This is a genomic window from Cyanobacteriota bacterium (assembly GCA_025054735.1).
Lineage (GTDB): Bacteria > Cyanobacteriota > Cyanobacteriia > SKYG9 > SKYG9 > SKYG9.
On the sequence record JANWZG010000060.1, the window covers coordinates 1 to 12610 of the forward strand.

Sequence of the window (12610 nt, forward strand, 5' to 3'; positions counted from 1 at the left end):
TTAAGTTCTCGCACTGGAAGCACAGAAAACCCGAAAACCGATTGTTCCTGGATAGATACCTGTTCTAAGGCTTGATCCGACAAATTCACCCCTTAGAAGCTTTCGAGGGGTAGGCTCAGGCTATAGGCAGCTTCGAGGGCATCAATGATGCGGGTTTGCTTTTCGAGGCTAGCAACTTCTAGGGTAAATGGAGTCCAGCATCAGTATAAATCCCGGCAGTACGGCTTCTCCTGACAGGGAAGTGGGTGCCTCTAGCACCTCTACGGGCTGGCCAGGACGATAAATTTCCACTCGCCGCAGGCTAGGCGCAATCAGCCAACCCAGCCTAGCGCCACTGTCGATGTAGTCCTGCATTTTGGCCTGGATATCCTCTAGGGTATCTGAAGGTGACAGTAGCTCAATCACAAAGTCAGGACAGAGGGGGGGGAATTTTTCCTGTTGCTCTGGAGTGAGGGCATCCCAGCGGTCTTGCCGTACCCAAGCTACATCGGGAGAACGGTCTGCACCATTGGGCAGTTTGAACCCTGTAGAGGAGTCAAAGACGACACCCAAACGAGTTGCCTCGTTCCAGCTATACACCTGGAATATTAGAGAAGCGTTGCGTCGTCCAGTTTCACCACCCGTCGGAGGCATGATAATTAAATCTCCCTGGGCATTGCGTTCAAGTTTCAGGTCTGGATTGTTCTGGCAAAGCTGGTAGAACTGCTCGTCAGTCATGGAAATGGCATCTTTGAGGGCGATCGTGTACCTATTCACAGAACATCTCCTCGCTTTGGTAAGAGTTGTTGCTATTGTGCCACAGGGTTTACGTGCCTAAAGGCGTCTAGCTTAGCCTGGTTTTGCTTCAACTTTGCCAGACTGCACTGCTTCTACTAATAGCCGATGATCCTGCTCCACTTGGTATGCATAAGCGATGGCAAAGTCTGTTACTGCCTGATCAAAGACATCACTTTTGCCCAGGTAGCCGCTGATTAGAGCCGAGTCTCCCGTGCGGGCATGGGCGCGGGCTAGGGCGGAACCACAAATCTCGGCATAATCTTCCAAACTGCGGGCAGACATACCCTTGAGCTTGATGGCAGTTTTCATATCCTTAAGTTGCCGGAAGTAGAAGTCTTGCCCTTGCACATTAGTCGTCCAGCCTAGAAAAATGTCGCTAGCTGCCTGCATCAAGCGCTGTCCACTGACAATACGTTGCCCTTCGTGGGGGTAGGGACTTTTGCCTGCGTAGGGTTCCAGTACAGAAGGGCGGGCTTCTTTGTATTGGAGTAGCAACGGATCATTGTTGTCGTCTAGCAATAGGACAATGCCGCAATGGGTGCCTACACTGCCAACGCCCACAACTTTCAGAGCGACATCCACAAGGCGATAGCGATCAAGCAAGAACTGGCGATCCACCTGAAGTGTGTCCCGATATTGCTCAAACAGGATGCTGATCTGCTCAAAATACTCGGCTTGATTGGATGGATGATACAGCAAGGGAGGATTGTCGATAAAGCGATATTGCCCACCAGTGAGAGTGGTTAGTTGGGATACTGCTTGGTCTAGTGTGTGGTTAAATGCCTTGGCGGCCATTTTTTCCCAGTGTTTGCGCGTGTCTTCATCGGGTGCATGTTCAATCAGCAAATTAGCATCCAGCCGGGCATACCAAACTTCTAGGGTTCGCATTTGGCTATAGCGGGCGATCGCCAACCGATAGGCTCGGGCAGCCGCTAGCGCTGCTTCTGAACTAGCTTGATCTGATAACTGTAACTCTCGACCAGCCAGGATGATGCTAGTGACCAGCCGTTTTACGTCCCATTCCCAGGGAGCCATGAGGGTCTCATCAAAGTCGTTCAGGTCAAAGATGAGGTTACGCTCTGGGGTGGCAAATCCGCCAAAGTTAAGCAGATGGCAATCACCACAGGCTTGAACTTGAATGCCCGTCGTGGGGGTGGTCGCTAAATCTGCCGCCATAATAATGGCACTGCCGCGCAAAAAGGTAAAGGGAGACTGCATCATCCGCCAATGGCGAATGGGAATTAGGTCTGGAATGCGCTGCTGGTTGGATTTTGCGAGTAAATCTAGGGGGTGGGGACGGTCGCTCTTCGGCTGCCAGTCTCGATGGGCCGATCGGGGTATGGTTTGACGCAGTGCTCTCCCAGCAGCTTGGCGATCTTCTGGCGACATTATAGGCTCCTTGGCTCTTTCAACAGTGAACCACATTTCTAGGCAGTTAAGCACTGCTGACCCTATTATCGCCGTTAGCAGCATTAATCTGGGTCAACCCTGACCCACTCATAAAACTCTAAACTCTCTGGGGCGCAGCTATGGCACTGAGCACAAGGTTTACTGACTAGTTTGCGCACACGCCCTTTGCGAATGAGCCGATTTAACATCTCTCGCATAGCATCCGTATCTGTTTGGAACTGACGAGATAGCTCTTCTAGGGAGGCTTGAGGATGATTAGAGAGGTAGGTTTGAATCTGTTGCAGGATCATAGGGAAGAGGGAGGAGGGAAGAGAGGGAGTTGACTAATGCTTGCTTTGCAAGTTTCACTAGCCATCTCAACCTAGGTTCAAGTAGCTACGTTTGTAGTCAGGACTTCAGTTTTCACCATCAGTAATCTGTAGCTGTAGTTGCAGAAATTGGTCTTATCTGCGTACCCCTGTCTTAACTGGGTAATCAATGAGCTAGGGTGTTTGGTGAAGTTAGGCGCTGAAACTGAGGACGGCGACGATCGCTAAACATTTTCAGCCCCACCACGGTTCCAACCATCACTAGAGCCAATCCAACTAGCCAAGTCATAGAACGAACTGGATGCTGGTTAAAAGTCATGAACTGGTAATAGAATACGGCCACCCAGTAGGCCAGCCCAGTCGTCCAACAGGCAACAAAAGCTGTCCATCCTAGGTTGGTTTCGCGGTAGACAGCGGCTGTGGCAGAAACACAGGGAAAATAGAGCAGGACGAAGAGGAGGAAGGCGATCGCCGCTGTGGTACTGCCGAATCGTGTCGCCATCTGGCCAAAAGTCGTGTAGTGGACTTCCTGGGTTTCAGCGGCAGCTTGTGGATTGTCAGCATTGCTCAAAATGCTTAGACCAATTGGGTCTAACACCTGATTCGTTAAGTCTGCCAAATTTGCTGGAATACTGGCGAAGGCTTTCCGGATGCCGCCCCAGAAGTCAAATTCTTCCGAGGCTTCATCGCCAGCGCTGCCAGCCGCTTCCTGGGCTAGGGAAGTATAGAGAGCATCCATGGTACCGACCATCACCTCTTTGGCAAACACCCCCGTCATTAGCCCCACTGTAGCAGGCCAATTTTCCGACCGAACTCCCATGGGGGTGAAAATGGGAGTAATGGTACGGCTAAAGGCACTGAGAATCGAGTCTTGGCTGTCTTGCTTCCCGAAGGAGCCATCCACACCTACGGAGTTGACTAATCCCAGAATCACCACCATGATTACGATCATCCGGCCAGCTCTAGTAATAAACGCCCGCAACCGATCCCAAGCGCGAATGAGAACACCTTTCATGGTGGGAATATGGTACGGAGGTAACTCCATGATAAAAGGAGCTACTTCCCCACGAAATAGTGTTTTCTTCATCAGAAACCCAGTGAACACCGCCGCTAGAATCCCTAGAATATAGAGCAGGAAGACAATATCTTGCCCATTGGTGGGAAAGAATGCAGCAACGAACAAGGCATAGACTGGCAGGCGGGCACCACAGGACATAAAGGGATTCATGATGATAGTTAGGAGACGATCGCGCCGATTCTCCAGTGTCCGGGTAGCCATAATCCCAGGAATATTGCAGCCAAACCCCACCATCATCGGCACAAAGGACTTACCCGGCAGCCCCACAAATCGCATCAGCCTATCCATGACAAAAGCCGCCCGCGCCAGATAGCCAGAGTCTTCTAAGAGGGCAATGAAAATAAACAGCAAGCCAATTTGTGGAATAAAGGTCGAGGTAGTTTGAATTCCGCCGCCTACACCATCGGCCAATAGCCCAATCAGCCATCCTGGAGCTTTAATCCGTTGCAGCAAATGGGCTGTGCCATCGACAACGACGGTGCCCACGCCAATATCGAAGAAATCAATAAATGCTCCCCCTAGATTGATGGCAATGAGGAACATGAGATACATCACCACTAAAAAGATGGGAATTCCCAGCCAGCGGTTGAGCACCACCTGATCAATGCGATCGGACAGGGTTTTTTGCACCAGATGAGTTCGTTCTGTCACACCCTGAATAATGCTCCGAATCCAGGTGTAGCGACTGTCTGCAATCAGTAAATCGGTATCTTCTCCTAGGGTTTGGTGGATGCGATGACGATGCTCAGCAATCTGTCGCAGGGTGTCTTGCCCTAGATCGGGCAGGTGGCGATCGTCATACTGCAACAGGTTCAATGCAAACCAGCGGATAGCTGCGGGATGGGCAACTGCCCGCGTTTGTAGCCCTGGCATTAAATCAGCCAATGCTTCCTCAATCACTGGAGGATAGGCAACATAGGTACTGGGAACAGTAGGCTGGGTTAACGCCTGATGGATGGCCGCTTTTAGCTGCATCACTCCCTTGCCGGTATGGGCACACAGGGGAATCACTGGGCATCCCAATCGCTCGGATAATAACTGGACGTTGATGCGAATTTCCCGCTTTGCTGCCAGATCCATCATGTTAAGTGCGACGATCATTGGTACGCCCATTTCCAGGAGCTGGGTGGTGAGGTAAAGGTTTCGTTCCAGGTTAGAAGCATCCACGATGTTGACAATCACAGTGGCTTCACCGGAAAGCAGGTAGTCCCTCGCCACTAGTTCATCCAGCCCTGTGGTGGTATCTTCTGCATCTACCGAATAAACGCCGGGCAAGTCAACTACAGTTACAGTCTGACCCTGCGAGCGATAGCTGCCTTCTTTGCGCTCGACTGTCACACCAGGCCAGTTGCCCACGCGCTGGTTAGCTCCAGTCAGGGCATTGAATAGCGTAGTTTTGCCACAGTTGGGGTTACCCACCAACCCGATCGTCAGTTGTGTCATGACTCCTCTCCCGTAACTGGTGTCACAATTAGAGCATCGGCTTCATCTTTGCGTAAACTCAAGTGAAAGTGACGGACTTCAATTTCAGTGGGGTCACCTAGGGGTGCATGGCGGGTTACGCGCAACTCAGTATCTGGTGTTAACCCCATGGCCAGCAGTTTGCGCTTATAGTCCCGTGCAGTTGGTTCATAGCCCACTACTCGTAGCCTAGAACCGATCGCCGCATCCCGAAGCTTGACCATAGGCACCTGAGGGGTTGGTTGCATGGTTGCTATCCTTGTTGTAGAAGGGGAAACCGAAGGGTTGGAAGATTCGTTCAGCGACGCTTTTACATGCATCACTTGAATTTGGTGTGCCATCTCTGCACCCAAGCCCAACCGTTGATCCTGGAGAGCAACCACAACTGAACCTGTTGCAGTGCAACTAATGACCTCTAGAACTACGTTGGGCATGAATCCCATCCCCATGAGACGATTGTTTGCCTCTCCACAATTGAGGGCAACTATCTGGACGCGATCGCCTACCTGCGCCTCAGACAGAGAAAAAACAGTTGCGTCTGGAGAATTTGCTAGACCCTCAACAGCCACTCCTACCCCGCTGGATGGGTTTGTGACCGCCTCACTGACATACACAAACCCCTGCCAACTAGAGGATTGCGAATCAACTGCTGGATGGTTAATCTGAGAATCTTTACCTAACATAGAAATGTTCTCATAAGCGACAATAAATCTACTAAAAAATAATTGCATTAACCGAATTCAAAACTCAGCGCTTCTGACACCTTCTAGTTTTTTGTAGAAGCTAGTTGTTGTGACATCTAGATTCTTCCTAACGGCCAAAATACTAGCTGCCTGCTCAAATACACAATATAAGTATAGATGATTACTACATTACAATCGTCTTTACTCTTGCAAGAGTAAATGATAATCTAATGCAATTTATTCCTAATAATTCCACTGAAGTTGGAATGTCGCCTCAATTTTCACGAACCCTTAAGAAATTGGGCTATGACTGTAGTACTTGTCCCATAAATCTAGGCTTGAGAGTCGGATGCCTGAGCGCCAAACTACCAATCTCCGTTTTGGCAAGTACTCGTCGCAAAGCATCACTTCAATGTCACAGCACCATAATTCTTGGGAATTTAGATCTTGGGAATTTAGATGACCTAGTTGTATTACTGCCCTAGCGTTTGCTTAAGCGGGGATTGTATTATAGGTTTGCACTTGCTCTGCTGAGCACTACTGTTCAAGTATTCAAGACGTTAGTGGGTTACTACGTTGTTTCTAGTGGGCTAGTCTCTCTCTGAGATTGCCTTCTAACCGTTGAGGATTTACCAGCATGACCTCGATCGAGTTTGTCCTTCGCCTAGCCGTGGCATTTCTGCTGGGTTCAGCCCTAGGGTTAGAGCGTCAGTGGCGGCAGCGCATGGCTGGATTGCGAACTAATACTTTGGTGGCAACGGGTGCAGCCTTGTTTGTGATGCTTTCTGTGCTTACGCCTGGTGATTCTAGTCCAACCCGGATCGCTGCTCAGGTAGTGTCGGGTATTGGCTTTTTGGGTGGCGGTGTGATTTTGCGAGAGGGGTTGACGGTGCGTGGGCTGAATACAGCAGCAACTTTGTGGTGTGCGGCTGCGATCGGCTCGCTGGCTGGTGCAGGGCTACTGTTCCATGCAGGAGTTGGTACGGTTGCGGTGCTGGCTGCTAACTTGCTGTTGCGTCCGTTAGGCTATCGCATTAATCAACAACCTCTTAAGGGTACTGAACTGGAGTTGTGTTACCGCTGTGATGTGGTCTGTCGCACTCAAGATGAGTCGCATATCCGAGCGTTGTTGCTGCAAGCGGTGGTAGGTGGAAATCTGCGGCTACGATCGCTCTATAGCGAAGATTTAGAAGATACACCCGATCGGGTCAGCGTAGAAGCAGAACTTGTAACCCAAGAACGCAATGATGCATTTTTAGAGCAAATGGTCAGTCGTCTGAGTCTAGAGCCAGGGGTGATTGCAATCCGGTGGCGCATTATTGAACAGGAATTTGGTTAAACCCCATCAATTTGGCAAGCTTTCACTTCCTAGTCAGCAATGCCAAAATGCTTCTAGATCATGACATCGGCGAGTGTTATTGACGTAGTTTATTCAATCTTTGGCTTACTTAGCCTCCCTTCCCTATCAAGAACTCAGATGATTTAGTCGTCAGAATTTTTTTACCAAAATCATTGTTCGTGATTAGCTCGTCACTGATGATCTGCAAGTTTAATCATTGGAGTGAATGATTAGTTTCAGTTATATAAAATTGGGGTTTACGGATAATTGCTATCAATTTAATGATTCGTTACTTAAAAATTGTCCTAGAAAAAGAAGATTTTTATAGACAGGAAAAAACTGCTGAATTATAATCACGGTCAACCATCCACGGATTTCAAGATTGATTTTATGAACAAAAGTGAACTAGTTGATGCTATCGCAGCGAAAACCACTGTAACCAAAAAGAATGCAGATGCAGTGCTCACAGCGGTTTTGGACACGATCGTTGAGGCTGTGTCTGGCGGCGATCGGGTCACGCTTGTAGGGTTTGGCACCTTTGAAGCCAGAGATCGGCAAGCTCGCGAAGGACGCAATCCCCAAACTGGCGATAAGATGACGATTCCTGCGACACGGGTTCCTGCTTTTTCGGCGGGTAAGCTGTTTAAGGAAAAAGTTGCTCCTGACCAAGAGGCGGCACCAGCTACTAAAAGCAAAGGCAAGAAAAAGTAACGATCGACAAGCACCTGTCAACTACTAACCAGTGGGAATAATCTCTAGGGATGTGCGATCGCATGTCCCTTTTTAGTTAGGATTTAGGGGTTTAGGTGATGGGTTGCATTCCCTATGAAACGACTTCTAATTGCGGCTAGTGGCACGGGTGGTCATGTGTTTCCGGCTTTGGCGGTGGCTGAGCAACTGGCTGGCTGGCAAATCGAGTGGTTGGGCGTGTCTGATCGTTTAGAAACGCGGCTGGTGCCTGATTGCTATCCTCTCCATGTCATTCAAGTTGAGGGCTTCCAGAAGAAATCTATCCTGCATAGGTTGCGGGTTGTCTTCAAGTTACTAGCTGCTATTGGTCAGGTCAGGCGCTTGCTACGGCAGGGCAAGTTTTCAGGTGTATTCACCACCGGAGGCTACATTGCTGCCCCGGCAATTCTAGCGGCTTGGTCTCTGGGGCTACCGACGATCTTGCACGAGTCCAATGCCTTGCCTGGAAAGGTAACTCGCTGGTTGAGTCCCTTTTGTACGACTGTAGCGGTGGGTTTTGCGGCTGCCACTGCTTACCTGCCCCGGGCGAAAACTATTTGTCTAGGCACACCAGTGCGATCGCAGTTTTTGACCTCTGTGCAGGAGTCATCGCTAGCAGAGTTAGCAATTCCTGAAAATGTGCCCTTAATTGTAGTGGTGGGGGGTAGTCAGGGTGCAGTAGCAGTCAATCGGCTAGTACGGCAGGCGGCTCCAGTATGGCTAGAGGCTGGTGCATGGATTGTGCACCTAACGGGGGAGACTGATCGCGATGCAGGTAGCTTTACCCATGACCACTACATAGCGCTGCCCTTCTATGATCACATGGCTGGCTTACTGAAGCGGGCAACCCTAGCCATTAGTCGTGCTGGAGCGGGCACCCTGACCGAACTGGCTATCACCCATACCCCTTCTATTCTTATTCCCTATCCTTTCGCTGCCGACGATCACCAGACCTATAATGCCCGGGTATTTGTGTCAGCGGGGGCAGCCCAAAGCTTTTCTCAAGCCGAGCTAACTCCAGAGCTACTGGCATCAAAGGTTCTACATCTTCTTCAGTCGCCAGAGCAGTTAGCCCAGTTGGCAGCCAATGCAGCAACCCTGGCTGTGCCAGATAGTGCCGTTCGACTAGCAGAATTGGTAGAGCAAGTGATTAGTTAAGTATCATTGCGGTACAAAGGGGTCGTGAAGTTGTAAAAGAGCGCACGATCGCGGCTAGCAGCTCACTCAATCAGCTCGTTGACGGGGAAGCGGTTGAGCAGGCAAGCAGCACGATCGGCATTGTCTCGCAGAGTGTCAGACAGGTAGGGCACGTAGGGAATCTGGGAGAGCAAGTCTAGGGTGCGGCGCAACATGCGGACGACATCACCTTCGTCTAGGTTAGTGTTGACACACAGCTCACTCCACTCGGCACCTAAGGCCCACTGCTCGACGATGCCCACTAGACGGGTTTCTAACCAGACAGGCAGAGAAACTTGGTACTGCCGTTGCAGTTTGATCAGTTGGCGGCGAGGTTGCCAACTCCAAAGATTTTCTAACACGTCTTCCACCGCAGGAGAGGGGTTATAGTCTGTCCAACTATCGGGGCGAACTGATTCGGTCACCAAGGCGGCACACACAGCAGCAAGCTGCTGCGGCTCTAAATCATCTAGGTGATGGGAGGTAATGGCTAGTCCTAGCCATAGTTCATTTTCGCCCCGGATGGCAGCGATTGTCTGCCCCAGTTCTGTGGGCTTTAAGAGAGCGTTGTCGGGCAAGCCATCAGCATCTGGGCTAATGCCATTAGCGGCTGGGGAGTCTGTAGGCGCGATCGTCTCTGACTGAATCCACTCTAGGCAATCGAACACTTGCAAAATTTCGGTCAGGGCAATGAACTCTTGCCAATGGCGATGGGAGGCACTGGCCAGCTTGGCACGCCGATCAGCCAGTTCATCTTCCAAATCTTGCAGGCGGCGCTGGCGTTTGAGTAAAGCGGCTACATCTCCCCACTGGCGGGCAGGATGAGTTTTCAGTTGTTCTTCACAGGCAGCGACCCGTTGCAATTGGGCATAGACTTCAGGGGCAGTGTTTGCTAGCGGAGGTGGCGTGGGAATGCGACAAGCGATCGTGTGGGTTTGATCATCGCCGCTATGCCGATGTCCTGGTTTGAACTCTAGCTCCAAGGGCGGATTAAGATGATCTACTTCTGCTAAGCGGGGAAATTCTCCATGCAAGCCCACCACATCGCTAACGGTGACAACATACCAACGGTTGTCTTGCCCCAAGCACACGAGGTACGGAAACTGTCCAGAGCCACTCACCTTAGTCACTAATACGGCTGGTAATGGCTCAGACACTGGCATATGCTTACCCTTAAGGCTGAGTACCGTCCCCGCCAAGGCAAAGGGCAATGCTCTAGCAATGTCGCTGGCATGGAGTTCTCCAGCCTGTTGCTGTAAGGTTTTTAGCAGCCGCTTTTCTTCCTTCAGCCGCTCTTGCAGCTTTTCGTAGTTGGTCAGCAGTTTGGTGTCAACGTTGGCCAGGGCTTGGCGAGACTGGTTGACTAAAGCTTCTAGGTTAGCGATCGCCTGTCGTTGAGGTTGTAGATGCAAGGTAGCCAAGTATTGACCAAAACTGCGCTCTACCAGTTCCTTGGCCTCTGGCAGGGTATGGGTCTGTAACAAGTTCAGTACCATCCCGTAGCTAGGAGTAAACTGACTCACCAGTGGATCGGCTTTGGAAGTGGCGAGATAGGCAGCTTCCTTAGCTCCCTCAAAGGCAGTTTGCAGTGTAACTACATGCCCTAGCTTATCCATACCGCGCCGTCCAGCTCGCCCCGCCATCTGCAAAAATTCTGAGGCATGGAGCAACCGATGCCCCGTATCTGTCCGTTTAGACAGGGTAGAAATTACTGTGGTACGGGCAGGCATGTTAATGCCAGCGGCAAGGGTTTCTGTAGCAAAGACTACCTTGATCAGCCCTTGCTGAAATAACTCTTCTACTAAGCCTTTCCAGGCAGGTAAGATGCCAGCATGGTGAGCTGCCACACCCCGATACAGGGCCTCTACTTGCCCAAACCGAGCTGCTTCCGGATAGCGCTGACGGAAATCATCGACCTGCTGCCGGAGGCGCGTAGCTTCCTCCCCTTGTACAAGGGAGAGGTCGCCTACCTCAGCAACGGACTGGTCACAGCCCTTGCGACTGAAGATGAAATAAATAGCAGGCAGCATGTCTCGCTGTTGGAGTTGGCTGAGCACAAAGGGCAGGGTGGGAATGTCTTCCGATCGCCCCCGGTGTTGCCGATCGCTGCGCCCCTTGGTTTTCTTAGGTTTGAGGCGAGGATTCATCGCTTTGTGATCCTCTGTTAGCAGGGGAAACAGTCCTTTGGAATTGGCAAAATAAAATTCCAGCGGCACTGGACGAAAATCTGAATAAATCAGTTCTGTGGGGCCATGTACCTGACAGAGCCAGTCTGTTAACTGGTCACTGTTGGCAACGGTTGCTGACAGCGCCACCAGTTGCACCTGGGACGGACAATAGATGATAGATTCTTCCCAAACCGTACCCCGCTGGCGATCGTTCATGTAGTGACATTCATCCAGCACGACTGCCTCCAAGTTTGCTAGGGAGGTGCCGACTTGACCAATGGGAGTTCCGTACAACATGTTACGAAAAATCTCCGTAGTCATGACCAGCACTGGTGCATCCCGATTCACGGTCAAGTCTCCCGTCAGCAGCCCTACCTGATCGTGTCCAAACTGCTCCCGAAAGTCCCGCAGCTTTTGGTTAGATAACGCCTTTAGTGGAGTAGTGTAAAAAACACGTTTACCCCGTTTTAGCGCTCGGTGAATAGCGTATTCCCCAATTAAGGTCTTGCCAGAGCCAGTGGGAGCACAGACAACTACAGATTTGCCTGCATTTAGGGCAGCGATCGCTGCTAGCTGAAAATCATCCAAGCTGAAGGGGTAAAGCTTGGCTGGGTCTAGCTCTGGAGCTAGATCTGAATTCAGGGATGACTTAGCCGGAGAAGCACTCACAATTTATACACAATCCATAATGTCACTCCAGGGGGATGTGACGTGACCCTTACAGACTAGCCATGGTTCGGCACCACGGAGTCTTTGAGGGGTTGCTAAGACTATAACCAGGACATTGAGCATTCAGCCGTTGGCGATCGTCCAGTGCCCATGGCTAGACCTTCACATCTTACCCTCATAGTCTCGATTGTATATGCAGTCTAGAGAAAAACCCGATTTATCCCCACTCTAGCCGTTGAGAAGTTTAAAGATTTGATGAAGCTTAGCCAGTAGGTCTGGACAAGTCAGAGAGTAATGAATTAGTAGTCATGTGTGTTCTCGTTGTGTTCGTAATAGCTAGCGTCTGTGCACTAGTTGGGGCTGATTCAGACTAACGGAGTTTTCAGTAGTGCTAGAGTTGAAGTCGCAACTACGATCGATACAGACAGTTTAGATTCGGTGGGCTAGGTAGTAACTATCTGGCCCTCTTGAAACGTCGAGATTGCAATCGAATTGAGAATTATTCCCTTGGGTCACTGGCAGTAACGTAGCCTTAACGTCATCAATAAGACGTAAACGGTCGCCTCCTGTCAATTCTCAAAAACCAGCTACATGACCCATTAGTTTGTAGTGAAGACTCAAGTCCTTGCTAGGGCTTATCCATGCCGCAGTATGGGGAGGGAGTTTATCAAACGGCGGCTAGCCTTAATAAACAAGTAGAGACCCTTGCCCTAAATCCCTCATTACTAAAATTACTAAAGCTTTGACCAAAGGGAGAAAAGACTGAATCTAGTTCCCCTTATCCCTTTTTAGGAGCAGAAGGGGATGGGGGA

Annotated in this window: 9 protein-coding genes; 3 read left to right on the forward strand and 6 right to left on the reverse strand. The window is 50.4% G+C overall.

What is annotated here, in order from left to right; translation table 11 throughout:
- Positions 1 to 168: 168 nt before the first annotated feature.
- The 5 genes from NZ772_04665 to NZ772_04685 all read right to left on the reverse strand — a co-directional run bounded on the left by NZ772_04665 (position 169) and on the right by NZ772_04685 (position 5717).
- Complete coding sequence (locus tag NZ772_04665; protein MCS6812851.1) at positions 169 to 756, reverse strand: Uma2 family endonuclease; 588 nt, start codon at positions 754 to 756, stop codon at positions 169 to 171.
- 72 nt (positions 757 to 828) lie between these two features.
- A complete protein-coding gene (locus NZ772_04670; GenBank protein MCS6812852.1) occupies positions 829 to 2166 on the reverse strand; it encodes a DUF2252 domain-containing protein in 1338 nt (445 codons plus the stop codon).
- Positions 2167 to 2249: 83 nt separating this feature from the next.
- On the reverse strand, positions 2250 to 2477 hold the full coding sequence (locus tag NZ772_04675) for a FeoC-like transcriptional regulator (protein ID MCS6812853.1): 228 nt from the start codon (positions 2475 to 2477) through the stop codon (positions 2250 to 2252).
- A gap of 184 nt (positions 2478 to 2661) precedes the next feature.
- Positions 2662 to 5016 (reverse strand): Fe(2+) transporter permease subunit FeoB, encoded by a 2355-nt coding sequence (gene feoB, locus NZ772_04680; protein MCS6812854.1) that lies wholly within the window; start codon positions 5014 to 5016, stop codon positions 2662 to 2664.
- Entirely contained in the window at positions 5013 to 5717 is a 705-nt protein-coding gene (locus NZ772_04685; GenBank protein ID MCS6812855.1) for a ferrous iron transport protein A, read from the reverse strand. Before NZ772_04685 ends, feoB begins: the two co-directional genes overlap by 4 nt.
- A 637-nt stretch (positions 5718 to 6354) precedes the next feature.
- Between NZ772_04685 and NZ772_04690 the strand changes: the two genes are divergently transcribed.
- The 3 genes from NZ772_04690 to murG all read left to right on the forward strand — a co-directional run bounded on the left by NZ772_04690 (position 6355) and on the right by murG (position 8943).
- Positions 6355 to 7056, forward strand: a complete 702-nt coding sequence (locus NZ772_04690) for an MgtC/SapB family protein (GenBank protein MCS6812856.1) — start codon at positions 6355 to 6357, stop codon at positions 7054 to 7056.
- A gap of 390 nt (positions 7057 to 7446) precedes the next feature.
- On the forward strand, positions 7447 to 7767 hold the full coding sequence (locus NZ772_04695; protein ID MCS6812857.1) for an HU family DNA-binding protein: 321 nt from the start codon (positions 7447 to 7449) through the stop codon (positions 7765 to 7767).
- Between the two features lie 114 nt (positions 7768 to 7881).
- On the forward strand, positions 7882 to 8943 hold the full coding sequence (gene murG, locus NZ772_04700) for an undecaprenyldiphospho-muramoylpentapeptide beta-N-acetylglucosaminyltransferase (GenBank protein ID MCS6812858.1): 1062 nt from the start codon (positions 7882 to 7884) through the stop codon (positions 8941 to 8943).
- Positions 8944 to 9005: 62 nt separating this feature from the next.
- On the opposite strand, the gene NZ772_04705 is transcribed toward murG, so the two are convergent.
- Entirely contained in the window at positions 9006 to 11771 is a 2766-nt protein-coding gene (locus NZ772_04705) for a DEAD/DEAH box helicase (GenBank protein ID MCS6812859.1), read from the reverse strand.
- Between the last annotated feature and the right edge of the window lie 839 nt (positions 11772 to 12610).